The 23,529-nt window shown below is 72.8% G+C and carries 20 protein-coding genes and 1 pseudogene; 10 read left to right on the top strand and 11 right to left on the bottom strand.

The features are described from left to right. Positions 1-40: 40 nt before the first annotated feature. Both AB0N31_RS03490 and AB0N31_RS03485 read left to right on the top strand, forming a co-directional pair. Positions 41-1,129 (top strand): ABC transporter permease, encoded by a 1,089-nt coding sequence (locus AB0N31_RS03490; RefSeq protein WP_366056665.1) that lies wholly within the window; start codon positions 41-43, stop codon positions 1,127-1,129. Further along, a complete protein-coding gene (locus AB0N31_RS03485) occupies positions 1,126-1,854 on the top strand; it encodes an ABC transporter ATP-binding protein (protein ID WP_366056664.1) in 729 nt (242 codons plus the stop codon). The genes AB0N31_RS03490 and AB0N31_RS03485 overlap by 4 nt, the downstream gene beginning before the upstream one ends. Positions 1,855-1,950: 96 nt before the next feature. Here AB0N31_RS03485 and AB0N31_RS03480 read toward each other — a convergent pair whose 3' ends face one another. Continuing rightward, positions 1,951-2,235, bottom strand: a complete 285-nt coding sequence (locus AB0N31_RS03480; protein ID WP_366056663.1) for an SHOCT domain-containing protein — start codon at positions 2,233-2,235, stop codon at positions 1,951-1,953. A gap of 38 nt (positions 2,236-2,273) precedes the next feature. Continuing rightward, positions 2,274-2,717 carry a DUF6325 family protein gene (locus AB0N31_RS03475; protein ID WP_366056662.1) on the bottom strand — a complete coding sequence of 148 codons (444 nt, stop codon included), beginning with the start codon at positions 2,715-2,717 and terminating at the stop codon, positions 2,274-2,276. A gap of 156 nt (positions 2,718-2,873) precedes the next feature. Here AB0N31_RS03475 and AB0N31_RS03470 point away from each other — a divergent pair, with 156 nt between their 5' ends. Further along, a complete protein-coding gene (locus tag AB0N31_RS03470; RefSeq protein ID WP_366056661.1) occupies positions 2,874-4,214 on the top strand; it encodes a hypothetical protein in 1,341 nt (446 codons plus the stop codon). Positions 4,215-4,455: 241 nt separating this feature from the next. Next, positions 4,456-5,857, top strand: a pseudogene (locus AB0N31_RS03465) (DUF2252 domain-containing protein). 38 nt (positions 5,858-5,895) lie between these two features. On the opposite strand, the gene AB0N31_RS03460 reads toward AB0N31_RS03465, so the two are convergent. Next, positions 5,896-6,801 (bottom strand): AraC family transcriptional regulator, encoded by a 906-nt coding sequence (locus AB0N31_RS03460; RefSeq protein ID WP_366056660.1) that lies wholly within the window; start codon positions 6,799-6,801, stop codon positions 5,896-5,898. A gap of 144 nt (positions 6,802-6,945) precedes the next feature. Between AB0N31_RS03460 and AB0N31_RS03455 the strand changes: the two genes are divergently transcribed. The 3 genes from AB0N31_RS03455 (at position 6,946) to AB0N31_RS03445 (ending at position 9,525) form a co-directional block, all read left to right on the top strand. Further along, positions 6,946-7,263: an antibiotic biosynthesis monooxygenase gene (locus AB0N31_RS03455; RefSeq protein ID WP_366056659.1), complete on the top strand. Its 318-nt coding sequence runs from the start codon at positions 6,946-6,948 to the stop codon at positions 7,261-7,263. 109 nt (positions 7,264-7,372) lie between these two features. Continuing rightward, positions 7,373-8,332, top strand: a complete 960-nt coding sequence (locus AB0N31_RS03450; protein ID WP_366056835.1) for an alpha/beta hydrolase — start codon at positions 7,373-7,375, stop codon at positions 8,330-8,332. Positions 8,333-8,586: 254 nt separating this feature from the next. After that, the gene (locus AB0N31_RS03445; RefSeq protein WP_366056658.1) at positions 8,587-9,525 is read left to right on the top strand and encodes a hypothetical protein; all 939 of its coding nucleotides are present in this window, start codon (positions 8,587-8,589) and stop codon (positions 9,523-9,525) included. A 71-nt stretch (positions 9,526-9,596) separates the two neighbouring features. On the opposite strand, the gene AB0N31_RS03440 is transcribed toward AB0N31_RS03445, so the two are convergent. The 6 genes from AB0N31_RS03440 to AB0N31_RS03415 all read right to left on the bottom strand — a co-directional run bounded on the left by AB0N31_RS03440 (position 9,597) and on the right by AB0N31_RS03415 (position 15,922). Continuing rightward, positions 9,597-10,460 (bottom strand): MurR/RpiR family transcriptional regulator, encoded by an 864-nt coding sequence (locus AB0N31_RS03440; RefSeq protein ID WP_366056657.1) that lies wholly within the window; start codon positions 10,458-10,460, stop codon positions 9,597-9,599. 116 nt (positions 10,461-10,576) lie between these two features. Then, positions 10,577-11,872: a cyanophycinase gene (locus AB0N31_RS03435; protein ID WP_366056656.1), complete on the bottom strand. Its 1,296-nt coding sequence runs from the start codon at positions 11,870-11,872 to the stop codon at positions 10,577-10,579. A gap of 132 nt (positions 11,873-12,004) precedes the next feature. Further along, positions 12,005-13,246, bottom strand: coding sequence for a M20/M25/M40 family metallo-hydrolase (locus AB0N31_RS03430; protein WP_366056655.1), 1,242 nt, complete (start codon positions 13,244-13,246; stop codon positions 12,005-12,007). Next, entirely contained in the window at positions 13,243-13,995 is a 753-nt protein-coding gene (locus tag AB0N31_RS03425) for an amino acid ABC transporter ATP-binding protein (RefSeq protein WP_366056834.1), read from the bottom strand. Before AB0N31_RS03425 ends, AB0N31_RS03430 begins: the two co-directional genes overlap by 4 nt. An 8-nt stretch (positions 13,996-14,003) precedes the next feature. Next, entirely contained in the window at positions 14,004-14,975 is a 972-nt protein-coding gene (locus AB0N31_RS03420) for an amino acid ABC transporter permease (protein WP_366056654.1), read from the bottom strand. Further along, entirely contained in the window at positions 14,975-15,922 is a 948-nt protein-coding gene (locus AB0N31_RS03415) for an ABC transporter substrate-binding protein (RefSeq protein ID WP_366056653.1), read from the bottom strand. The genes AB0N31_RS03420 and AB0N31_RS03415 overlap by 1 nt, the downstream gene beginning before the upstream one ends. 293 nt (positions 15,923-16,215) lie before the next feature. Here AB0N31_RS03415 and AB0N31_RS03410 point away from each other — a divergent pair, with 293 nt between their 5' ends. The 3 genes from AB0N31_RS03410 to AB0N31_RS03400 all read left to right on the top strand — a co-directional run bounded on the left by AB0N31_RS03410 (position 16,216) and on the right by AB0N31_RS03400 (position 19,988). Continuing rightward, complete coding sequence (locus AB0N31_RS03410; protein ID WP_366056652.1) at positions 16,216-17,637, top strand: pre-peptidase C-terminal domain-containing protein; 1,422 nt, start codon at positions 16,216-16,218, stop codon at positions 17,635-17,637. A 417-nt stretch (positions 17,638-18,054) separates the two neighbouring features. Continuing rightward, positions 18,055-18,672: a TetR family transcriptional regulator gene (locus AB0N31_RS03405; RefSeq protein ID WP_366056651.1), complete on the top strand. Its 618-nt coding sequence runs from the start codon at positions 18,055-18,057 to the stop codon at positions 18,670-18,672. Between the two features lie 164 nt (positions 18,673-18,836). After that, complete coding sequence (locus AB0N31_RS03400; protein WP_366056650.1) at positions 18,837-19,988, top strand: alkane 1-monooxygenase; 1,152 nt, start codon at positions 18,837-18,839, stop codon at positions 19,986-19,988. A 68-nt stretch (positions 19,989-20,056) separates the two neighbouring features. Here the strand turns inward: AB0N31_RS03400 and AB0N31_RS03395 are convergent, their stop codons facing one another. Both AB0N31_RS03395 and AB0N31_RS03390 read right to left on the bottom strand, forming a co-directional pair. After that, on the bottom strand, positions 20,057-20,542 hold the full coding sequence (locus AB0N31_RS03395; RefSeq protein WP_366056649.1) for a DUF427 domain-containing protein: 486 nt from the start codon (positions 20,540-20,542) through the stop codon (positions 20,057-20,059). A gap of 240 nt (positions 20,543-20,782) precedes the next feature. Continuing rightward, the gene (locus tag AB0N31_RS03390) at positions 20,783-23,500 is read right to left on the bottom strand and encodes an FAD/NAD(P)-binding protein (protein ID WP_366056648.1); all 2,718 of its coding nucleotides are present in this window, start codon (positions 23,498-23,500) and stop codon (positions 20,783-20,785) included. Between the last annotated feature and the right edge of the window lie 29 nt (positions 23,501-23,529).

Here is a 23,529-nt window from a genome sequence, read left to right as displayed (position 1 = left end):
GACGTACCGCTTCCGCCGTGGGAAAGGACCGACAAAGGCCGTGTTCGTCGCCTGGAGAGACCTCAAGTTCGCCAAGGGGCGCTTCGCCCTGATGGGGACCGTCATCGTACTGATCACCCTGCTGGTCGGACTGCTGTCCGGGCTGACCGCCGGTCTGGGCCGGCAGAACACCTCCGCGATCACGTCCCTGCCCGCGGACAGGATCGCCTTCCGGGCTCCCGCCGGCGGGCAGGACCTGTCGTACTCCGACTCCACCGTCACCGAGCAGCAGTGGCGGCAGTGGTCCGAGGCGCCCGGAGTCGAGAGCGCCGAACTGTTGGGGATCACCCTCACCAAGGCCACCGCCGGAGACAGGAGCACCGGGGTTTCCGCATTCGGCGTCGAGCGCGGCTCCCGCCTCGCCCCGGCGAGCGGCAGGATCGACGACGAGTCGGTGGTGCTGTCCACCGCGGCCGCCGACGACCTCGGCGTCGAGGCCGGCGAACCGCTCACCCTGGCCGGCCGGGAGCTGAGGGTGGCCGCCGTGCAGGGCGACGCCCACTTCAGCCACACCCCGGTGATCTGGACCAGCCTGGACACCTGGCGGCGGACCGCGCCGCCCACCGGAGACGGTGCCGGCCCGACCGCCACCGTCATCGCCCTGAGCACCGACTCCCGGGCCGATGTGGCGGCCACGGACGAGCAGGCCGGCACCAGGACCGTCTCCCTCGACGACTCACTGTCCGCGATCGGCTCCTACCCCTCCGAGAACGGTTCCCTGCAGCTGATGCGCGGCTTCCTGTTCGCCATCTCCGCCCTCGTCATCGGCGCCTTCTTCACCGTGTGGACGATCCAGCGCAGCGGCGACGTCGCCGTCCTCAAGGCCCTGGGCGCCTCGACCGCCGGCCTCCTCAAGGACGCCCTCGGCCAGGCCGTCGTCCTGCTCGCAGGCGGCACCCTGCTCGGCACCGGCCTCGCCGCCGCACTGGGTGCTCTGGTCGCCGGATCGGCCGTGCCGTTCCTCCTCAGCCCCGCCACCGTCCTCCTCCCGGCCGCCGTGATGATCCTCCTCGGCGCGCTCGGGGCCGCGCTGTCCGTCCAGCGCATCACCTCCGTCGACCCGCTGACCGCCCTGGGGAGCGCCCGATGAGCCTCGACCTGACCGACATCACCCTCACCTACGCCGACGGCGACACCCGGCTGACCGCTCTCGACCGGGTCGGCCTGGAGGTCCCCCGGGGCAGCCTGACCGCCGTGGTCGGCCCTTCCGGCTCCGGCAAGTCCAGCCTCCTGGCCGTCGCCGCCACCCTCATCACGCCCGACGCCGGCACCGTCACCATCGACGGCACCCCCACCACCGGCCTGAGCCGCGGCGAACTCGCCCACCTGCGCCGCCGCAGGATCGGCATCGTCTTCCAGCAGCCCCACCTGATCGCCTCGCTCACCGCCGTCGAACAACTCCAGGTCGTCGCCCGGATCGACGGCCGCAAGCCCCGCACCGTCCGGGACCGGGCCATGGAACTCCTGGACGCGGTCGGCCTGGCCGACCAGGCCCGTCGACGCCCCCACCAGCTCTCCGGCGGCCAGCGCCAACGCGTCAACATCGCCCGCGCCCTCATGAACGACCCCACCGTCCTGCTGGTCGACGAACCCACCAGCGCCCTCGACCACGAACGCGGCGCCGCCGTCATCGACCTGATCACCCGCCTCACCCACCAGCGGGCCACCGCCACCGTCCTGGTCACCCACGACCCCGCCCACCTCGCCTCCGCCGACCGGATCGCCGAAGTCCGCGACGGAAGGCTCACCCTCCCGGCGGCGGCCCGCAGGCGGGAGGGAGGAGGGCCGGCCGCCGGGGCGGCTTCGTGCCGGTGAGCCCCGGCTTTCGCACCCGGTGCACCGACCGGCTGGAGGGTCCACGACCACGCGTCACGCCGCGCTGCTGCGAGGGCACCGAGTGCGAGGTCCGCCTCACGACGCCAGGAGCCTGCGCTTCTGCTCCTCGAACTCGCTCTCCGTGAGCACCCCCTGGGCCTTGAGGTCGCCGAGCTGCTTCAACTGTTCGATCTTGCTCGTCATGTCGGTCGCCGGCGGTTCCGCCGACGGTTCGGCGTGGGCCTGCTGCTGGGGCGTCGTCCCGTATCCCTGCTGTGTCGCCCAGCGCCCCTGCTGACGTCGTGTCACACGGTTCGACACGGCGGTCGCCGTTCCGGCGACGACGGCGGTGCGGGCGACCCCGCGGATGAGTCCTGGCATGACTGGTTCCCTTCTGCGTCAGGGACCTCGGTCGCCGGTCAGTGAGCGGCTTCGGTCTCGTCGAGGGCGGCGACGAGGGCCTGGACGGGGACGCGCCCGGAGGCGACCAACCTGGCTCCGCCGCGGCGCAGGGCGGCGGCGAAGGGCGCGGCCCACACGTTCTCGTAGACCAGGATGCCGGCGGAACAGCCGGGTTCCAGCGCGGTGGCCGCCTCCTCGATGTCGTCCTGGCCCAGTAGCCCCGAGGACGCGCCCTCGAAGACGGCCAGGTCGAGTTCGCCGTCGCCGGTGAGGTCGGCGATCTCCATCCCGGTCACGGATCCGTCGTCGTCCTTCCTGACGAACGTCAGGTCCAGGATCCGGATGATGCCGCGGTCCACCAGGTCGACCAGGAGAGGGAAACCCTCGCCGGTCATGCGGTTCCCGGGGAACTCGACGACCACGTAGTCGATGGGTCCCACTTCTTCGAAATCGTCGCTCATGGCGTCATCTCCGAGGTGTGCGGCTCACTCCCCCCGCGTCGCCCGCCCCCGCCCCCATTGCAGCAGCACCCGACCGGCCCCGCACCTCGGTACGCCGTTCACCCGCCTGGTTCGCCCAGGTCGCACGCTCGGTGACGGACGGATCTGCTGGTGACCATGAGCGACAACGGTGGCGAACGGCTCTCGGCAGGGGAGCACGGTGAGCTCGGCGAGCTGCGCCGCCGGGTCAGGGCACTGGAAGCCGCCGGGCCCGCGGGGCCCCACCGGCACCATCCGCTGCGCTCCTTCGGCTCGGCCCTGCTGATCCTCGTCGCGGCCCTGCTGGCGCTGCTGTCCGTCGTGACGGTGTGGGCGAACAGCATCGTGCAGGACACGGACCGTTACGTCGCCACCGTCGGGCCGCTGGCGAGCGATCCCGATGTGCAGAAGGCGGTCACCGACCGGGTCACCGACGTGGTGCTGGCGCAGGTCGACGTGGACGCGCTGGTCGAACAGCTCACGGACGCGGCCGGGCAGCAGGGGGTCCCGCCGCGGGTGGCCCAGCTGCTGGGCGATCTGGACGGCCCGATCGAGAACGGGCTCGAACAGCTGGTCGGCAGCACCGTGGAGCGGGTGGTCACCAGCAGCGCCTTCGAGACCGTCTGGGTGAACGCCAACCGCAGGGCGCACTCGGCACTCGACAAAGCCCTGACAGGACAGGCCGACGGACCGGTCGAGCTCAAGAACGACCAGGTCGTCGTCGACCTGGGGCCGATCGTCGCCGAGGTCAAGGACCAGCTGGTCGACGCCGGCTTCTCGCCCGCCGCGAAGATCCCGGACGTCCACACCGACTTCGTGGTGTTCGCTTCGCAGGACATCGGCGAGGTCAGGGCCTATGTGCGCGTGCTGGAGATCCTCGGCAGCTGGCTGCCCCTCATCGCCCTGCTGGTCGCCGCCGCCGGGGTGTACGTGGCGTTCAACCGCCGGCACGCGCTGATCGGGACCGGGCTGGCGGTGTTCGTGGCCATGCTGGTTCTCGGCATCGCCCTCACCGTGACCCGGGACGTCTACCTCGACCGTCTGCCACCCGGTGTGTCCCAGGCCGCCGCGGGGTCCGTGTACGACGCGCTGGTCAGATTCCTGCGGGCCGGCGTGCGGGCGCTCGCCGCGGTCGCCCTCTTCACCGCCGCGGGCGCCTTCCTGGCCGGGCCGTCCCGGATCGCCGTCCTCGCCCGGACCGGCTGCCGCAGGAGCATCGGAGCCCTGCGCGGCACGGCGACCTCGGCGGGGCTGCGTCTCGGTGCGGTCGGGCGGTTCGTCCACCGTTTCAAGCGCTGGATCGGGGTGGCCATCCTGGTGATCGCGGCCGTCGTCCTGTTCACCTGGAGCTACCCGACCACGGCGGTCGTGGTGTGGACGGCGGTGATCACGCTGGTGGGCTTCGCGATCCGCGAGTTCCTGGACGACGACCACGCCGGCCCGTCCACCGGGTCCGCGGGCCGGGCCGCCGCCCTGTGACCCGGCTCGCCGCGTTCCCCCGCCGGGTTCCCCCGCCGGGGATACGTTGAGTGCGAGAGCCCCGTGAGCCGGCCGTGCCGCGCGGCGCCGATCCCTCGGCACGGTGGGCGCGGAGTCCGCTCCGAGAACCCGTCCCGGCGGTTTGCCGGGACCGGCCGTTCCCCCGCGCGGCAGAGCGCCTCGCAACCGCCCTGCCCGGAGGCGACCTCGCACTGGAGTCACTGCCACGACCGAGAGCCACCTGGACGCACACGCGGTGCACCGCACCCCGCAGGAGCGAGCCGCGCTCGGCAGGACGGCGCGGGCCACCGTACCCCGCTCCGGCCACGCGGAGTTCGAGCCCGAACGGAAACGGCCCGACCTGTTGGAGATCATCGGGCGGCAGTCGGCCACGCGGCTGCCCGACCTCGTGCCCGTCCGCTACGGAAGGATGTCCGAGTCCCCGTTCCGGTTCTACCGGGGGGGCCGCCGCCATCATGGCCTCGGACCTCGCGGGCACGCCGACGACGGGGATCCGGACCCAACTGTGCGGCGACGCGCACATGCTGAACTTCCGGCTGCTGGCGTCGCCCGAGCGCCGCCTGATGTTCGACATCAACGACTTCGACGAGACGTTGCCGGGCCCCTGGGAATGGGACGTCAAGCGCCTGGCCGCCAGCCTTGCCATCGCCGGCCGCTCGAACGGCTTCAGCACCAAGGAGCGGGCCGCGATCGTACGGGCCACCGTGCGGTCCTACCGCGAGAGCATGCGGTCCTTCGCCGGGATCGGCAACCTGGCCGCGTGGTACGCCCGGTTCGACGTGGACTGGGTACGGGCCCGGTTCGGCGCGGACCTGTCCGCGCGGGGCCGCGAACGCTGGGGGCAGGCCGTGGCCAAGGCCCGTTCGCGCGACACCCTCCAGGCTTTCGCCACGCTCACGCGTGTCGTCGACGGCAGGCGCCGTGTCACCCCCGATCCTCCGCTCGTCACCCCGCTCGAGGACCTGCTGCAGGACGACCACCGCGGCCGGCTGGAGGAGCAGATCGGCCGCCTGATCGAGCGTTACGGCAGGACCCTGCCGTCGGACCGGCGGTTCCTGCTGGAGCAGTACCGGGTGGCCGACACGGCGCGCAAGGTCGTCGGGGTCGGCAGTGTGGGCACCCGGTGCTGGATCGTGCTGCTGCTGGGGCGGGACGACGAGGACCCGCTGTTCCTCCAGGCCAAGGAGGCCGACGAATCGGTGCTGGCACCCCACGTCGGGGACACCGGGTTTCCGACGCAGGGGGAGCGGGTCGTCTCCGGGCAGCGGCTGATGCAGGCCACCAGCGACATCTTCCTGGGCTGGGAGCGGGTCGAGGGGATCGACGGCCGTCAGCGGGACTTCTACGTACGGCAGTTGCGGGACTGGAAGGGGGTCGCCGTGGCCGAGGACATGGTGCCGCGGGGGATGCGGACGTTCGGCGCCCTGTGCGGCGCGACGCTCGCCCGCGCGCACGCCAGGTCCGGTGACCGCATCGCCATCGCCGCGTATCTGGGCGGCGGCGACTCCTTCGGCCGGGCCCTGGTGACGTTCGCCGAGCGCTACGCCGACCAGAACGAACGGGACCACCAGGCACTCGTCGACGCCGTCGGCGCCGGAAGGCTGCCCGCCGTGGCGGCCTGAGGAGGCCCCGGGCTCGGTCAGGTCGGGCTCGGCCTCGCTCAGGGCAGGACGTTCGCAGGGGTGCGTGCGGTGTCGCGCATGCGGGCCGCGTCCCGGCTCGGGGGTGCGCCGAACTGGCGGCGGTACTCGCGGCTGAACTGCGAGGGGTTGTCGTAGCCGACGCGGTGCCCGACCCCGGTGACGTCACCCGGGTGGGTGGCCAGCAGCAGCCGCGCCTCCTGGAGCCGGATCTGTTTCTGGAACTGGATGGGGCTCATCGCGGTCACCGCCTGGAAGTTGCGGTAGAAGGCGGAGACGCTCATTCCGGACAGGCGTGCCACGTCTTCGACCCGGAAGGGCTGCGCGTAGTGCTCGCGGATCCAGCGCACGGCCCGGGAGACATGGCTGAGACCGCTGTCGGCGAGACCGAGCTGGCGCACGGCCGCGCCCTGCTCGCCGGTGATCAGCCGCCACAGGATCTCGCGTTTGACCAGCGGGGCCAGTACGGCCCGGTCGCGGGGTTCGTCGAGCAGGCGCAGCAGGCGCACCACCGCGTCGAGCAGCGCGGCCGGAGCGTCGCTGACCGCGATCCCCGACGGAGTGCCCCCGCCGGGGCGGGGAGTGTCGCCGGGACCGGCCTGCAGCAGCAGTTCGGCGACGGCGGACGGTTCCAGCGTGAGACCGAAGCCCAGGGCCGGCTGCTCGGGGCGGGCCCGGGTGAACTGCCCGGTGACGGGCAGATCGACGGATGCGACCAGGTACTGACCGGCGCCGTACTCGTAGACGCGGTCGCCCAGCGCGAGGCGTTTGGCGCCCTGGGCGATGACGGCGAGCACCGTCCCGGACATCGAGGGTGCCGGCGGATCCGGCCGGTCGACCTTCGAGATGAGGACGCCGTCGATCGCGGTGGTCCAGTCGGGGCGGGCATGCCGGGCCAGCAGGGTGCGGAGCTCATCGAGGTGCATGCGTCCATTGCAGCACCATGCGGCCTCCGGACTCCCAAAGCCGAGAGGATCGTGCAAGTGCCGGCGAGCATCTGTCTAACGTTTGTGCAGGTCAGGCCGATTGAATGGGATCACCCGAATCCATCGAGGCAGAAGAAGGTCCCCATGATTGCCGAGTACGGCTTCAGCGCCACCCTGACCGCCAGGCCCGGAATGGGCGATCGACTGGTCGACCTGCTGCTGACCGGCCTGAACGAGGGCAGCCCCGGCGACAGCGAACACTGCGTCGTGTACCTCGTCTCCCGTTCCGCGTCCGACCCCGACGTCGTCCACGTCGCCGAGGGCTGGACCAGCGAGGAGGAACACCACCGGATCTTCGCCGGCGAGGCCGCACAGGCCATCGTGGCGCGGATCGACGGACTGCTGGCCAAGGAGGCCGAGTACACCGACCACGTCCCGGTCCGCGGCAGGGCCGCCTTCTGACCGCCGGAACGATCCCCGCCCGCCCGCAGCTTCCCGACGGCCGCCGAGACGTACCCCGTCCCCGTCCGGCCGTCCGCCCCAGACCCGTGAAAGGCCCGCGACCATGACCATGACCACGGCCCGACCCGCCCTCGACCCCGAATTGCGCGAACTCCTCGCCGACACGCCCCTCATGTCCCGGCTCGACGCGGAAACACTCGCGCAACTGCGCCGGTTCCCCTCGGCACCCGTCGACTCCCTGCTCGCCCACCGGCAGGTCGACCGGCGTGAGGTCACCGTGCAGGCCGAGGACGGTGTCCCGATCCCCCTGTCGGTGTTCAGCCCCGCGAACACCGGTGGCAACAGCGGCGCCGCGCCGTGCGTCTACTGGATGCACGGCGGCGGAATGGTCATGGGCGACCGCTTCGCGCAGATCGACATCCCCCTGGAGTGGCTCGACGAGTTCGGTGCGGTCGTGGTCTCGGTGGACTACCGGCTCGCGCCCGAGGCCACCGGCACCGCCCTGGTCGACGACTGCTACCAGGGCCTGCTCTGGGTCGCCGAACACGCGGAGGAACTGGGCATAGACCCCGCCCGGATCGTCGTCGCCGGCGCCAGCGCGGGCGGCGGCCTCGCCGCCGGCGTCACCCTGCTGGCCCGCGACCTCGGCACCCCCGCGATCGCCGCGCAGATGCTGATCTGCCCCATGCTCGACCACCGCAACACCAGCACCTCCAGCCGTCAGTACGCCGAGGGGCCCGGTGTCTGGACCCGCGAGATGAACGAGTTCGGCTGGCGTGCCGTCCTCGGCGACCTCACCGACGACGAGGTGCCCGCGTACGTCTCGCCCGCGCTCGCCGACGACCTCTCCGGCCTGCCGACCACCTATGTCGACACCGGCTCCGCCGAGGTATTCCGCGACGAGGACACCGACTACGCCGCCCGCATCTGGGCGGCCGGCGGACAGGCCGAACTCCACGTCTGGGCGGGCGGCTTCCACGGCTTCGACGCCCTGTACCCACAGGCGCGCATCTCGGCCACCGCCCGCCGAACCCGCACCGCGTGGCTCGCCCGACTGCTGACCGCATGAGTCGGGAACGCAGGCTCGGCGAGAGCGGGGAGGGCCTGCACGTCGCCGACACGCGGGCCGGGACGGCGGATACGGGGGCCGTCCCGCGACGATCACGCGGGACGGCCGGGGCAGGGACAGGGGGTGCGCCCGTGGTCCGCCGGCGGCGTCCGCATCCGCCGGACCGTCCGGGCACGAAGTACGGGTGGCCGCTCGGCGCCGACCGTTCGGCGACGCCGGCGGCGTCCCGCCCCGTTCCGGCCGAGGAGACGCTGATGCGCAGCACGGTGACGACGCAGCCGACGCCGGCTTCGGATCCGCCGAACGGGCAGGGGGATCCCGGCTCCGCGGCACAGCCGCCGCCCGGTGATCCGCCGACGTGCGCCGAGGCCGGCGTGGACTCCATGTCCGCACTGCTGGTCGCGTCACTGCGCCGGGGCGGCAGCCGGTTCTTCGAAGCGCGCTGTCAGTGGCCGCGATGGCACGCGCTCAACGAGCGCCGACTCGCCGTGACGCACCACCCGGTCATCATGGCCGAGTCGACCCGCCAGCTCGCTGCCGCCGTGCGCCTGCGGCACCTGCCCGAGGCCGCTGTCCCCCTCCGCCCCCTCGCGGTGTGCCTCGGCCTGGACCCGCGGACCCAGCCGGTCGAGCGCGACGGTGCCACCGACGTGGCCGTGCGCGTCACCGTCAGCGATCTCCAGCTGCGGGGCGGCAGCCTCGCCGGATACCGCCTGACGGCCGAGTTCCTCCACGCGCGGACACGGTTCGGGACCTGCACCATGGACGTGGGCCGCCCTCCCCGCCCCGGCCCGGCACCGGGCGACCCGCTTCCGGCGGGGCTGCTGCCCCCTCCGCCGGCCGCGGTGGGGGCAGCGGTCGAAGCCGACGTCCTGCTCGCCCGTGCCCCGCAGGGCCGCCTGGTGATCGTCCCCCGCGACCCCGGTCACCCCGTGCTGCTTCCCGGGCGTCCCGACGTGCTGCCGCTGCTGGCCGTGCTGGAGGCCGGACGGCAGGCGGCGCTGCTGTACCGGGGGGTGACGGCCGCGGCCGTGGTCGGTCTCGCCGTCCGGCTGCACGGCCCTGTGCCGAGTCGGGGAGCGGTCGTCGACGTGGCGGCGGAACGGGGTGCCGCACAATTCGTCGTGGCGTCGGGCGGGCAGTGCGCCGCCACGGGAACGGTCACCCTGCTGACGACGGGGGCTCGCGGCTGATCGCGCTGCCCGCCTCGGGGTCCGCCGCCGGCCCCGCCGGTGGGGCGGGGGCGGGCCGCCGGGCGTGCCGGTCAGAGCAGGCCGACACGGCGGGCGACGTCCTCGTTGTGCTGCATGTGGAGGTGTCCTTCGTCGCCGAGGGCCGTCACGAGGCCGGCGATCACCGTCTCGACGACGGCGAGGGTGGGCACGAGGCTGTCGTAGGGGGAGAGGCTGGTGACCTGGCTCGGGAGGACCACCTCGGCGTGGGCGCTGGTGGGGGAGAGCCAGGTGTCGGTGAAGACGATCACCTTTCCACCGCGTTCCTCGGCGAGCTGGGCGAACGCCGTCTTGTCCTCCTCGTAGCGGCGGTGGTCGAAGACGACGAGCACGTCGCGGCGGGCGAGGCGGGAGAGGACGGCGGTGCGTTCGACGTCGCGGTCGGGCAGGAAGTGGACGTCCTCGCGCAGTTGCATCAGGTGGAGGCCGAGGTACTGGGCGAAGAAGTGGGTGAAGCGTCCGCCGGCCAGGGTGATGCGGCGTTTGCGGTCGGACAGCAGCGCGACGGCGCGCTGGAGGTCGTGCGGCGGGGTCTCCGCCAGGGTCTGCGTCACCGCGGTGGAGAACACCTTCCCTGCCCGGGCCATGAGACTCGCGGCCGAGTCGTCGCCGCCGGGGTCGTCGGTCTCCTCGTACAGCGACAGGGGTGAGGCGTTGCGCTGGTCGAGTTCGGCGCGCAGGGCCGCCTGGAACTCGGGGAAGCCGTGGTAGCCGAGGCGGGCGACGAAGCGCAGAACCGTGGGGGCGCTGACGGCGGCCCGTTCGGCGAGGGTGGCGACGGTCTCGAAGCCGGCGGCGGGGTAGGCGGCCAGAAGCACCCGGGCGACCTTCCGTTCGGCCGGGCTGAGGGTGCCCAGCTTGAGGCGGATGTCGTCGGCGAGCGTGCCGGAGGCCATGACGGGTCCTTTCCGATCTTGGGTTGCGCCGGCACCGAGCCTAGTGCGCGCACGGGCCGGCGGGGGCCGGCCGCCCCCCGGGGGGAGCGACCGGCCCTGTCCGCCGTGCTGCGGGGTCAGCCCGCGGTGATGTCGATGCGCAGGCCGATCAGGGTCTGCGCGCTGGTGCCGTCGCTCGTCCAGGCGGAGAAACCGGGCCGCCTGGCGAAGGTGACGGTGAAGCGGGGGCCGCTCTCGAAGGTGGAGGCGGTCGCGGTCCGTTGGACGCGGTGGGCGGCGAGGGCGCGGGCGGTGTCCAGGAACGAGTACGGGACGCCGGCGGGGTTGTCCACCGAGTGGAAGACGTCGGTGCCGTCGGGTACGGGGGCCGTGCCCGACGGGAGCAGGCGGCGCTTCGCGGGGGCGGGCCGGACACTCCAGAGGCGCGCGTCGTAGCGGTCGCCGTCGGAGAGGTGGGTGTACCTGGTTCCCGTCAGGTTCCATCCGGCGGGTGTCACGCGGGCGCGGGCGTCGCGCAGGTCGAGGACGCCCACGCCGTTCGGACCGAGGACGGTCATGGTCTCGCGGGGCGTTCCCGGGTGGTCGACGACCAGCGCGCTGTTCTCCTGGAGCGCGTAGACGCGGTCGTGACCGGTGTCGGCGGCCAGGCGCACGGCCCGGCCCTCCCGCCCGTAGGCGCCGGTGTGGGTGTCGAGCAGGCCGGAACGCAGGAAACCGAATCCGCCCTCGGGGAGGTGTCCCAGGCGGGTTGGGTCGTCGAAGTAGCCGGGCGTGGTGCCGTCGCGCAGGGCGGGGTACGAGTCGCCCCCCGTGACCATGTCGGGTCCGGAGGCGATCTGCGCTCCCGCCGACGTCCCGGCGACGACCGCGCCGCCGGCCAGCTTGGCGCGGATGGCGGCGAGCACCTTGGAGTCGGTGTGCAGCTCGCCGTGCAGCAGGGTGGTGACGTACCGGTACTGGTCTCCCCCTCCGAAGAAGAAGCCGGTCATCGAGTTGACCTGCTCGACCACGGCGTCGGAGTCGGCGTTGTCGACGTGGTCGAGGTCGACGGGGATCCACTGGGCGTCGGCCGCTCCGTGCCGTTCGAACAGCGCGGCGTAGTGGGCGCCGTTGCAGGCCGAGTTGGCGCAGCGGTCGGGGTCGTCCGCGTGCGGGTCCTGGCGGGCCGGCACCGAGCCCGCCGTGAGGACGCCGATGCGCGCGCGGGGGCCGCCGGCCCGCTGGACGATCTCCCGGTACACCGGGGTGTTGTCGTCCTCGAGGGCGCCCCCGACCAGGACGAGCGAGCCGGCCGGTGTCCGGGCCTGGTGGTGGGTGTCGGCCCGGACCGCCGGGCCGGCGGTGAGGGTCAGGCCCAGGGCCGTGGCGCCGACGAGGACGGCACGCCGTGCGGGTCTCGGGTGAAGGGGCATGGTCGCTCCTGGGAGGGAAGAGGTCCGGGACGTTCGGTTCGTCCGCGGGGCGCGAACCGCGGCCGCGGGGGAGGGGACGAGTTCGCGGGCGGCGGAGGGGAAGCGGAGGGAGAGGGGAAGCGGAGGGAGGAGTCATGCTCCGTCGGCGTGGTCGCCCGCGCCGAGCGTGGTGATCAGAGAGGCGAGCAGCGCGACGCGCTGTGCCACGGTGGCGGTGTCCAGCCACTCCTGCGGGGTGTGGTCGGCGCCGCCGACGGGACCGAGGCCGTCGAGCACGGGGACGCCCGCACCGGCGATGAGGTTGGCGTCGCCGACGCCCCCGGTCGCCGCGGCGCCCAGGGGCAGGCCGAGGGCCGCGGCCGCGTTCCCGGCCGCGGCGAGCATGCGGCGCGACGCGGCGGTGTCCTCCATCGGAGGGCAGTGGTCCAGTTGCTCCACGGTCACGGTGGTGCCTGGGACCGCCGGGCGGGCGGCGGCCGCTTCGACGGCGCGCCGGGCGCCGCGCATCCCGGCGGCGGTCGCCGCACGCACCTCCAGACGCAGGACGGCCTGCGGGCAGACGATGTTGGCGCGGCTGCCGGCCCGGACCACCCCGACGTTGACCGTGACGTCGTCCCCGCGGCCGTTGAGTGCCTGCAGGGCGACGACGAGGTGGGCCGCGGCCAGGGCCGCGTTGGCACCGCGTTCGGGCTCGATGCCGGCGTGGGCGGCCCGGCCGGTGACGACGAGGCGGAAGTCGGCGACTCCCTTGCGCGCGATCACCAGGTCGCCGTTCTCCCGTGCGCACTCCAGGCCGAGCGCGTAGTGGACGCCGCGGGCGACGGCTTCGGTGGTCGGCCGGCTGTGCGGTGCTCCGATCTCCTCGTCGGGGGTGGCGAGGAAGACCAGTTCGGCGTACTCCTCGACGCCGTGTCGGCGCAGGACGTCCAGGGCGGCCAGACCGGCCAGGAGTCCGCCCTTGTCGTCGCTGACGCCGGGGCCGCGGGCGAGCGTCCCGTCGAGGGCGAAGGGCCGTTCCGCGGCGGTGCCCTCCTCGAAGACGGTGTCCATGTGGGCCGCCAGCAGGATCCGGCGCCCGCCGTCGGCCTCGGCGAGCCGCCCCGGCCTGCGGGCGACCAGCACGTCGCCGGTGCGGTGGTACGTGCCCGAAGCGGCGTCGCCCGGCGGGAGAGGGGAGATCCGCTCGACGGTGAAGGCGAGCGACTCCAGGCGGGCCTGCACCCAGTCGGCGACCTTGTTCACGCCCTCGGGGCTGTAGGAGCCGGAGTCGATGCCGACGAGTTCGGCGAGGTCACGCAGGTAATGCGCCTGCCGGTCCCGGGCGGTGTCGAGCAGCTCGGCGGGGCGGGGCCGCTGCCGCGAGGGGGCGTTCACAGGACCTTGGACAGGAAGGCGCGGGTGCGTTCCTGCTCCGGCTCGACCAGGACCTGCCGCGGGTCGCCGGACTCGACGATCACCCCTTCGTCCATGAGCACCGCGGTGTCGCCCACCTCGCGGGCGAAGCCGATCTCGTGGGTGACCACGACCATGGTGATGCCGTCGTGCGCCAGTTGCCGCATCACGTCCAGGACGTCTCCGACGAGTTCGGGGTCGAGGGCCGAGGTCGGTTCGTCGAACAGCATCAGTTTGGGCTTCATGGCCAGCGCCCGGGCGATGGCGACGCGCTGCTGCTGCCCGCCGGACAGCTGCGCCGGATAGTGGCCGGCGCGGTCGGCGAGACCGACCCGCTCCAGCAGGCCGTGCGCCTCCTCGCGGGCCTGCGCCCGGCTCACGCCCGCCACCCGCACGGGTGCCTCGGTGATGTTCTCCAGCGCGTTCATGTGCGGGAAGAGGTTGAAGCGCTGGAAGACCATGCCGATGTCGCGCCGTCGCTCGGCCACCTCCCGTTCGCGCAGTTCGTGCAGCGCGTCGCCCTGTCGGCGGTAACCGACCAGCTCGCCGTCGACCGTGAGCCGGCCGCCGTCGACCTTCTCCAGGTGGTTGATGCAGCGCAGGAAGGTGGACTTCCCGGAGCCGGAGGGCCCCAGGAGACAGCACACGCTGCCGCGCCGGACGGTGAGGTCGACGCCCTTGAGGACCTCGAGCCTGCCGTAGTGCTTGCGCACGCCCTCCGCGTGCACCATGGGGGCGCTCACCGGCCCGCCTCCTCGTCCTTCGCGCGGGTGGGGTGTGCGGCGGCGCCGAGCACGCGCCGCAGGGGTGACACGTGCCGGGCGCGCGTGGTGCCGCGGCCGTAGCGACGCTCCAGGTACGCCTGGGGGACGCCGAGTACGGTCACCAGGGCGAGGTACCACAGGCTCGCGACCACGAGCATGGGGATGACCTGGTAGTTCTGGGCGTACACGTCCTGGATGTTCGACATGAGGTCGTGGGCCGAGATCACCGATACCAGGGCGGTCATCTTCAGCATGTTGATGGTCTCGTTGCCCATCGGGGGGATGATGACGCGCATCGCCTGCGGCAGCACGATGCGGCGCATGGTCAGCGCCGGGCGCATGCCCAGCGAGTGCGCGGCCTCCGCCTGGCCGGGGTCGACCGACTGGATGCCGGCGCGCACGATCTCCGAGGCGTAGGCGGCCTCGTTGAGGCCGAGGGCGAGCAGGGCCGCGACGGCGGGCGTCAGCAGACTGTTGGTGTCGGCCTTGAAGAAGGTGATGTCGGTGAACGGGACGCCGATCATCACGTACTGGTACAGCGCCGCCGCGTAGCCCCAGAAGATGATCTGCACGAGCAGCGGTGTGCCACGGAAGATCCACACGAAGAACGTGGCCAGGCCGTACAGGACGGGGCTGGGGGACAGGCGCATCACCGCGATCAGGGTGCCGAGGGCCAGCCCGAGGGTCATGGCGGCCGCGGTGAGCCACACGGTCGTGAACAGTCCGTCGAAGATCAGGTCGGCGAAGAGGTGGTCCCCGACGATGTCCCAGCGCAGGTTGTCGTTCCCGGCGAGTGATCCGACGAGCCCGGTGAGCCCGGCCAGGGCCGTCACAGCGGCGGCCCAGCGGCCGTAGTGGCGTACCGGGACGACCCGGAGTTCTGCCGCCCGTCGGCCGGCCGGCGCGGGCGCGGCGGCTTCGGCGGGTGTCTTCGCGTCGGTCCTCATCAGTCCACCGCCGCGTTCTTGGTGGCCACCTCGACCGCGATGGAGGCGACGCCGTACTTGTCGTAGATCTTGGTCAGGGTGCCGTCGTCGATGAGGGCCTGCAGCGCCTTCTGTATCGCGTCCCTCAGCTCGGGCAGGCGCTTGCTGACGACGATGCCGTTGGGGGAGGCGTTGTACCCGCCGGGCGCCGCGGGATCCTCGACGAGGTCGAACGCCTTGCCCCCGTCGGCCGTCCTGGCCGTCCAGCCGGCCGCCGGTTCGGTCAGCAACTGCGCGACCGCCTTCCCGGAACGCAGGGCCAGTTGGGCGTCGGAGTCCTTGGGATAGGTCTGGATGTCGATGCTGCCCCTGCCGGCCTTCCGGCACGCCGACTGGTGGGACTTGAGCAGGTCGAGCTGGTTGGTGGCGGCCTGCACGGCCACCTCGCGTCCGCAGAGGTCGTCGAGGGTGGCGACCTTCTCGGGGTTGCCCTCGGCGACGAGGATGCCGGAGCCGGACTGCGAGTAGTCGACGAAATCGACCACCTTCTGCCGCTCCTTGTTGTCGGTGATCGCCGACATCGCCGCGTGGAACCTGCCGGCCTGGATGGCCGGCACGATCCCGTCGAACTTCTGCGGGGTGAACTCGAAGCGCACGCCGAGCTTCGCGCCCAGCGCCTGCCCGAGGTCGTAGTCGAGGCCGGTGAGCCGGCTCTCGCCCTCCTTGACGTACATCTCGAAGGGCGGATACGGCACGTCGGTGGCCACCTTGACGGTGCCCGCCTTCTTGATCTCCTCGGGAAGCGCGTCGTGCAGTGCGCCGTCCTCGGCGATCTTCACGCCCGCGACGGCGACTTCGCCGTTCGCGGCCGGTGCGGTGTCGTCACCGCCCGAGCACGCGGTCAGGGCGGTCAGGGCGGTGCTCACCGCGGCGGCGGCCGCCAGGCGGCGGACGGTACGAGCGTTCATGGGGTGCGGACCTCTCGGATGCCTTGGCCGACGCTGGACACGTCGACCGCACTCCGGAAATTACAGATGACCGTCTTGTTTGGCTAGATGTATCAAGCGTTACGTTGGCGTAACGCCATGAATGAATGCACTCAGGCCTTTGATACGGACTGGTTGAGGCGTTTTCGATCGGTCTCGCGCGTCCACGGGTGGGTGATTCCGCGATACATCTTCACGACGGACGCCTTCATCTGTACCTTCCGCTAGCACGAGTCGTCCCCACCGCTCGCCCTCCCCCCGACCCTGGAGGCCCCATGCCCCGCCGCTTCCCACGCCGTCCCGCGAGCGCGGTGACCGCCGCGCTCCTCTCCCTCACCGGCACTCTGGTCTCCACCGCACCCGCGGAGGCCGCGGCCGACCGGATCCGGCTGGGCAGCACGGCAGACGTGAGCCGCACCGGATGGAACGGTCCGGCGTTCACCATGAACGGCGACGGCACGGTCGTCGCCGCCTCCATGACCCGGGCGATCGACGCGATCCGCGGCGGCACGGGCACGCTCGACGTCGTCGTCCTCGCCGGCTCGGCCCCCTCCTCCGGCAGCAGGACGCCCGAGTGCGACACGGTCATGAGACTGGCCGGGGTCAACTCCTGCACCACCTGGACGCTCACCTCCGCGGCGGACGCGGACGGCGCCGCGGTCAACACCGACATCCGCAACGCGGAGTTCGTGTTCTTCGCCGGTGGCGACCAGTGCCGGTACGCCCGCTGGAAGGGCACCGCACTCGAGGCGTCCGTCGAATCCGTCGTCGCGAAGGCGGGCGGTGCGGGCGGCGGGAGCGCGGGACACCACATCAACAGCCCCGTCGTCTACGACGCCTGCGCCGGCGGCGTCACGACCGCCGAAGCCCTGGCCGACCCCTACGACCCGGCCCTCACCTTCACCACCGGCATGTTCGAGTGGCCGTCCTGCACGGGCGTCGTCAACGACTCCCACTTCAGCGCCCGCGACCGCATGGGCCGCACCATGGCGTTCGTGGCCCGGGCCGTCAAGGACGGCCTGGCGCCCGGCGGACGGGCCTGGGGCGTCGGCGTCGACGAGAAGGCCTCCCTCTTCGTCGACAAGAACGGCCTGGGGACCCAGTACGGAGGCGACGCCTACGTCGTCCTCGGCGACCACCAGCCCGAACAGGCCACTCCGGGAAAGCCGTTGACGTATTCCGGTTACAAGATCTGGAGGCTCGCGCCGGGTGCGACGTACGACTTCGCCGATCGCCCCGCATGCGGCTACTACCGACGCAGCGTCACCCGGGGAGTCGTCGACGCGAACCTCTACGACGGCACGCCCGAGAGCTGCGCCCCCGGTACGACCGTGCTGAACGAGAGCGAACCCAACGACTCCCGCACCAGCGCCGACGACGCCACCGCCCTGGTCCGGCCGGCGACCCTCGACGGCACCTTGCACAGCTCCTCCGACCGGGACTACTACCGCATCACCCTGGCGTCCGGCGGGACGGCGGCCGTCCACTGCGACACCCCCTCCGCCTCCGACGCCGACCTGTACCTGCTGGACGCGGAGGGCCGCACCCTCCAGCGGTCCGTCGACGACGGCAGCGGCAGCGACGAGGCCGTCACGTTCACCCGTACCGCCTCCGGCACCGGCACGTACTCCGTGGACTTCGAGGCCTGCAGCGGTTCCGGTGAAGCGGGCTACGGCTGCACACTGCGGCAGTCCTGAGGCCCGACGGACAGGGCGTGCCCGCCGGACGGGCGACGGCACGGACGGCAAAGGGGTCGGCGGGCGGCGCACGGGCTGCCGCCCGCCGACGGCCAGGCTCCCAGGTGCGTCGCCGGAGGCACAGGGCGACCCGTCGTCAACGTTATGACACTTCGTCAGAAGCGATCCTCCCCGGCATCATCGTCCGACCGTCCGTGGGCGCGACCGTCCACGGACGCGGCCGGACGGGCTGCCTTTCTTGGGGCGCGCCGGGACCGCGGAGGGTCCCGGCGCGGAACGGCATCGGGGCATCTCGGCGTGAGGAGGCACAGGGTGGGGCACGGACGGCGAGGACCGCAGGACCGGCAAGGACCGCTTCTCGGGGGAGCGGAGGACTCCGCGACGGTTCTTCCCCCGCGCGAGTCGTGGCGCAGGAAGATGCGGGAGGACGTGCTGAACGCGGCCCGTGTCATGGCGGCGGAGAAGGGCTGGGACGCCGTGAGCCTGTCCGAGGTGGCGGCACGCGCGGAGGTGTCGCGCCCGTCCATCTACAAGGCGTTCGGCAGTCGCGAGGGCCTGAGCCTGGCACTGGTCCACCGTGAGGCGGAGCACTTCCTCCGCGGCGTCGACCGGGCGCTTCGGCAGCCTGCGGGCGATCCGCCGGAGATCCTGGCGGCCGCGGTCCTGTTCGCCCTGCGGGAGGCGGCGCGGAACCCCCTGATCGCCGCGGCGGTCAGGGCGGCCCGCGAGGGCACGGATTCCCTCCTCCCTTACCTGACGACCCGCTCGGATCCCGTCGTCACCGAGGCGCAGCGACTGGTGCGGTCGTGGTGTCGGGACCGGTTCCCGCACACCGACGCGGTGCGGGCGGACCGGGCGGCCGACGTCACCGTTCGCCTGACCCTGTCCCACATCGTCCTGCCGCCCGGCACCGGAACCCTCGGCGAGGCCGCCGAGGTCATCACCGCCGCCGCGCTGGGTGCGCTGGGGTGGCCGTCGGCCCCCCGCCCCCGCACACCTCCTCGCCGGCCGTCCCGTGACCGGACATCCTCGTGACGCATCGTCAGAACATTGACGCGACGTCCCGCATTGTCAGCGGTCGGCGCCGGTGCCACGCTCTGCCGGGTCGCCGGAACACGCGGCCCCGGACCGCTCCAGCGGTCGCCGCGGCCTGCACGAGTGTTCCTTCCCGAGCCGATCGTCCCGAGGAGCGCAGTGCGATGACAGCGTCGACGACCACACCCTCCCCACAGCCCGCGGCGCCGCCCTGGCGCGATCGCAAGCGCCACGCCTGGCTCCTCGGCCTGGCGGTTCCCGCGCTGCCCTTCCAGGCCGCCGCACTCGTCGAAGTCAGCGGCCGGCACGTGCTGTGGTGGTGGGGACCGTTCTTCGCTTTCGTGATCATCCCGTTGCTCGACGCCCTCGTCGGCCGGGACCAGGAGAACCCCCCGGAGGAGGCGGTGCCGCTCCTGGAGAACGACCGGTACTACCGGTGGTGCACGTTCCTGTACCTGCCTCTGCAGTACGTGGGACTGCTCTACGCCTGCCTGCTGTGGTCCGGGGGAATGGCGGTGCCGGACGCACTCGGCCTGGCCGCCACCGTGGGCGTCGTGGCCGGCGTCGCCATCAACACCGCTCACGAACTCGGACACAAGCGCGAGACGGTCGAACGGCGCCTCGCCCGCATCGCCCTGGCGCAAGCCGCGTACGGGCACTTCTTCGTCGAACACAACCACGGCCACCACGTGCGCGTCGCCACGCCGGAGGATCCGGCCAGCTCACGGCTGGGGGAGAGCCTGTGGGCGTTCCTGCCGCGCACCGTCGCCGGAAGCATCCGGTCCGCCTGGCACCTCGAGGCCCGCCGCCTCAACCGGCGACGGCACCGCACCTGGTCGCACCGCAACGACGTGCTGACCGCGTGGGGCCTGACCCTCGTGCTCTTCGCCGCACTCGCGACCGGATTCGGACCGGGCGTCCTTCCCTACCTGTTCGTCCAGGCAGCCTGCGGCGTCCTGCTGCTGGAAACCGTCAACTACATCGAGCACTACGGCCTGTTGCGCGAGCGCCGTCCCGACGGACGCTACGAGCGGGTCGCTCCGCGACACAGCTGGAACAGCAACAACACCACCAGCAACATCCTCCTGTACCAGCTCCAGCGGCACTCGGACCACCACGCGAACCCCCTGCGCCGCTACCAGACGCTGCGCCACTTCGAAGAGGCACCCCAACTACCCTCCGGCTACGCCTCGATGATCGTCCTGGCGTGGGTGACCCCACTGTGGCGCCGGGTCATGGACCCCAAGGTCATGGCGCACTACGGAGGAGACCCGACGCGCGCCAACCGGCACCACGGCGTCCGTCCCGTCACGTGACGCTCGGTGGCGAGTGGCGAGTGGCGAGTGGCGAGTGGGGACGTCGCCCTGCCCTGGTGAAACCCCTCTCACCACGTGAGCGTTCCGGGTGCTCCCTTGAAAGGGCCCCGCACCTCCTCGGTGATCCAGCCGCCGTAGAAGTCACCGTCCTGCGCCTGCACCTCCTCGTCCCCGACCGTGCAGCGGTCCACCCGGCTCGCGTAGAAGGCGAAGAAGCCCGTGATGAGGCCGTAGGCGGGAGTGGGCTGCGGGTAGCTCCAGGCGGCTCGCTCGCGCACGTCGTCACCCACCACCAGATCCCAGTACCGCGCCTTGCCCTTCCACTCGCACCAGCTGCCGCCGGAAGCGGGGCGCAGCAGGTCGAGACGCACATCCGCGGGGGGGATGTAGAACACGGGCGGGTGACTGGTCTCCAGTACGCGGACCGCCCTCCTGGTGTCCGCCACGAGCAGGCCGCCGTACTCGACACGAGCGCGACGGGCGTCCTCCCGCACGCCGGGCGGCCGGGGGTAGTCCCAGACGGACTCGGGCTGCAGGGGTGCGGAAGCAGACATGAGGTCCTCGTGGTGTGCAGAACGGCGCGGTGTCGGTCAAAGGTGTTTCGTCGCCGCGGGCCCTGCCGGATGCACCCGGCCCGCACACGGGTGACGAGAAGGTCCGTGAGGAGGGCGGCTCCGGCCGTGGCCGGGGCACTGCCGTCCGACGGCGTCGCGCCGCTTTCACCGGCGTCCCCGGAATGCCGGCCGGGGACGCCGGAGCTGTTCACCGGAGCTCCGTCTCCTTCGCCCGGTCCCTCAGGAGGGGAGTGCCGCCAGCCGGCGCCGGTCGTGCGGCGAGGAGCGGCGGTCCAGACGTTCCTGCAGGCGCACTCGGGCGGCGGTGCAGAAGCCCGCCGAGACCTGCGCGTACAACAAGGTCTCCTCCACGACCTCGCGCTGCGCGGCACTGCCGCCCACCATGCGGAGCATCGGCAGGAGGCCTTCCAGCCGCCGCGCCGCTTCGGCCCAGTTCTCCTCCACCAGGTGGGTGAACGCCTCGCACAGCGGGGCGATGACCTCGCGCTGCACCTGATCGGCGTCCAGCGCATGGGTCTGCAGCCGCCGCAGCCCCGGCAGGTCGCCCGCGGCGGTGAGGGTGATGGCCGAGTGCAGCGCGGTGAAGGCGGTGCTCGGACGCTCCAGGATGTCGGCGGAGACCGACTCCAGCACGTCGTCGATCGGTATCCGGCCCGGCCAGCTGTCGGACATCCGGGCCCGCCACAACAGGGAACCGGAGTCGACCAGCGCCCGGATGCCGCTGACCTTCCCGGGCGACAGCTGTCCCGCCCACCTGCGCCGGACCGCCGCCGCATCCGCGACGGCCAGCTCGTGAAGGGCGGCGTGCCAGGCGAAGTGGGCGCGGTGCGTACCGCCGCGGCCCTGGCCGCTCAGCCACTCGTCGAGCCGTTCGCGGCCCTTGTCGTGGTCGCCGCGCTCGTAGTGCACATGCGCCAGGGCGTGCATGGCGTGCCCCGACCCGGGCTCCACCGCGAGGGCCTGCTCCGCCAGGTCTTCGGCCTCGTCGTAGCGGCTCTGCTCCTGGCGCATGAAGGCGAGCAGGGAAGTGTGGAACCAGTGTCCCTCGTGGACCGGCGCGGTCTTCTCCAGCAGCCGGAGCGCGGCGCCGCCGTCGAGGTCGTACAGGCCGGAGAAGGCGATGGTCGGCACCGCGGTGGCGAGCGCCAGCCGGTCGCCCGGATGGTCCTCCAGATGTCGCAGGAGGGCCGCGTCGCCCTCCGCGACCGTGCCCCGGACGCGCCGGGTCACCACGTCGACGAAGGAACGCTCGCGGTCGTCGGCCCGCTCGCGTGCGCTGCGTCGGGCATCGGCCAAGGCGCGGAAAACGTCCACGTCGGCCCCGCACTCGTGTCCGATCAGCGCGAGCGCGGCGTGGGCGGTCGCGAAGCCCGGGTCGAGGGCCGTGGCCCGCCGGAACGCCTCCGGGGCACCGGCCCGCACCTTCAGCAGGCGGTCCACCCCTGACCGGTAGGCGGCCGCGGCGGCGGAGTGGGTGCTGAGGGCGAGACCGCCGCCGTCGGTGGGACGCCGGGCCGCACGTCGGGCGGACGCGGCGCCGGTGAGGGGAGCGGTGAGCCGGTCGAGCACCGCTTCGGCCGCGGCCGCGGCCTGTACGCGGATCTCCGGGATCGCGGTGGTCTCCCACAGCTCGCCGCGGCGTGGCGAGCCGAGTGTCCACCACGCGCGGCTCGTGCGGCCGTGCCGGTCGCGCAGCCGTCCGTCGTCGGTGGACACGCCCATGCCCAGCGGGCCGGGCACCGCGTCGCCGCGTCGCAGCATGTTCCGCCACAGCGGATCGGCCGTGTCCGCCAGCCGCAGGCCCGGCCCCGTGCAGTCCACCACCCAGCCCACGGAAAGCTCACGGCCGTCGGTGAGGGAAACCCGCAGCGAGCGGTCCGGGAGCGTCCGGACGTCGGTGATCCGCCCCCGGACCGCCCTCAGTCTTCGCGTACGGCGCATCCGGGCCACGCTCTCCGCGGTGGCCGGGGGCATCCGGTGACGGTGCACGTTCCACAGGGAGCCGTCCCGTTCGAGGAACTCGGCACGCTCGTCGACGGACAGCGACGCCCACAGTTGCGCGGTGATCGGGCGCAGCCCGTCCAGCGCGGGACGCCAGTCGCCCTGGGCGCGCACGACCCGGCCGACGTGCCGGTAGACCGCGGTGCGCACGTTCGGCAGCGGCAGCCCCGTGAGCGGCTCGGCGCAGGCCACGGCGGGCAGGGGGGTCACGGCGTGTGCCTGGGGCAGCCGTCCGCCGCGGGACACCGCGTGCACCGTTCGGCCGGGGCGGTTCAGCCGCAGGGCCACGTCCACGGCGGTCAGCCCGGTGCCGATCAGCAGCACGTCGTCGGAACACTGCTCGTGGGCCGGGGCGTCCAGGGCACCCGGCGCCCAGGGGGCGGCGACGAAGCGGTCACTGCCGTGCAGGGCGGGCGGCAGCCACGCGGAGGAGGAGGGAGCGGGACCGGTGGCCAGCACCACGCCGTCGGCGTCGACAGCTGTGCCGTCGGCCAGTTCGAGCCGGGCGGTCACGCCGGGTCCGTCGCTCCAGCGGCAGTCGACGACCCGGGTGCGCAGCCGGCGGACGGTGACCGTGCCGTGGGCCGCGATGACGGCCCGGCCGAGGGTGTCCGCGAGGTAGGCGCCGTAGCGGTAGCGCGAGACGAAGTCCGCGGCGGTGATCGCGGGTTCGCCGTGGCGACACAGCCACCGTACGAAGTGCCCCGGGTCGTCGGGGTAGCAACTCATGTTCCCGGCAGGAACGTTGAGGAGGTGGCGCGGGTCGCGGGTGGAGTAGGCGGTGCCGCGGCCGGCCTCCCCCGCCGGGTCGATCAGCAGGAGCTCCAGGGGGATCCGGCGGCGGACGGCGGTTTCGCAGAGCTGTACGGCGACCAGAGCGCCGGCCGCCCCCACTCCCACGATGGCCACGGATCCCCGCGGTGTTAATGACGTCATGCCATGCCTCCTGTCTGCCGGCCGCTCGG

The sequence above is a fragment of the Streptomyces sp. NPDC051051 genome (genome assembly GCF_040682975.1).
Lineage (GTDB): Bacteria > Actinomycetota > Actinomycetes > Streptomycetales > Streptomycetaceae > Streptomyces.
This window is presented reverse-complemented; position numbering and strand designations above follow the sequence as displayed.

What these genes read in the sequence shown, in the direction of transcription:
- AB0N31_RS03395 (WP_366056649.1), bottom strand. Translation starts at nt 20,542, where the DNA reads ATGTCTGCTTCCGCACCCCTGCAGCCCGAGTCCGTCTGGGACTACCCC.
- AB0N31_RS03435 (WP_366056656.1), bottom strand. Translation starts at nt 11,872, where the DNA reads ATGCCCCTTCACCCGAGACCCGCACGGCGTGCCGTCCTCGTCGGCGCC.
- AB0N31_RS03415 (WP_366056653.1), bottom strand. Translation starts at nt 15,922, where the DNA reads ATGAACGCTCGTACCGTCCGCCGCCTGGCGGCCGCCGCCGCGGTGAGC.
- AB0N31_RS03410 (WP_366056652.1), top strand. Translation starts at nt 16,216, where the DNA reads ATGCCCCGCCGCTTCCCACGCCGTCCCGCGAGCGCGGTGACCGCCGCG.
- AB0N31_RS03470 (WP_366056661.1), top strand. Translation starts at nt 2,874, where the DNA reads ATGAGCGACAACGGTGGCGAACGGCTCTCGGCAGGGGAGCACGGTGAG.
- AB0N31_RS03485 (WP_366056664.1), top strand. Translation starts at nt 1,126, where the DNA reads ATGAGCCTCGACCTGACCGACATCACCCTCACCTACGCCGACGGCGAC.
- AB0N31_RS03460 (WP_366056660.1), bottom strand. Translation starts at nt 6,801, where the DNA reads ATGCACCTCGATGAGCTCCGCACCCTGCTGGCCCGGCATGCCCGCCCC.
- AB0N31_RS03400 (WP_366056650.1), top strand. Translation starts at nt 18,837, where the DNA reads ATGACAGCGTCGACGACCACACCCTCCCCACAGCCCGCGGCGCCGCCC.
- AB0N31_RS03420 (WP_366056654.1), bottom strand. Translation starts at nt 14,975, where the DNA reads ATGAGGACCGACGCGAAGACACCCGCCGAAGCCGCCGCGCCCGCGCCG.
- AB0N31_RS03475 (WP_366056662.1), bottom strand. Translation starts at nt 2,717, where the DNA reads ATGAGCGACGATTTCGAAGAAGTGGGACCCATCGACTACGTGGTCGTC.
- AB0N31_RS03440 (WP_366056657.1), bottom strand. Translation starts at nt 10,460, where the DNA reads ATGGCCTCCGGCACGCTCGCCGACGACATCCGCCTCAAGCTGGGCACC.
- AB0N31_RS03405 (WP_366056651.1), top strand. Translation starts at nt 18,055, where the DNA reads ATGCGGGAGGACGTGCTGAACGCGGCCCGTGTCATGGCGGCGGAGAAG.
- AB0N31_RS03445 (WP_366056658.1), top strand. Translation starts at nt 8,587, where the DNA reads ATGCGCAGCACGGTGACGACGCAGCCGACGCCGGCTTCGGATCCGCCG.
- AB0N31_RS03480 (WP_366056663.1), bottom strand. Translation starts at nt 2,235, where the DNA reads ATGCCAGGACTCATCCGCGGGGTCGCCCGCACCGCCGTCGTCGCCGGA.
- AB0N31_RS03455 (WP_366056659.1), top strand. Translation starts at nt 6,946, where the DNA reads ATGATTGCCGAGTACGGCTTCAGCGCCACCCTGACCGCCAGGCCCGGA.
- AB0N31_RS03450 (WP_366056835.1), top strand. Translation starts at nt 7,373, where the DNA reads ATGACCACGGCCCGACCCGCCCTCGACCCCGAATTGCGCGAACTCCTC.
- AB0N31_RS03425 (WP_366056834.1), bottom strand. Translation starts at nt 13,995, where the DNA reads ATGGTGCACGCGGAGGGCGTGCGCAAGCACTACGGCAGGCTCGAGGTC.
- AB0N31_RS03390 (WP_366056648.1), bottom strand. Translation starts at nt 23,500, where the DNA reads ATGACGTCATTAACACCGCGGGGATCCGTGGCCATCGTGGGAGTGGGG.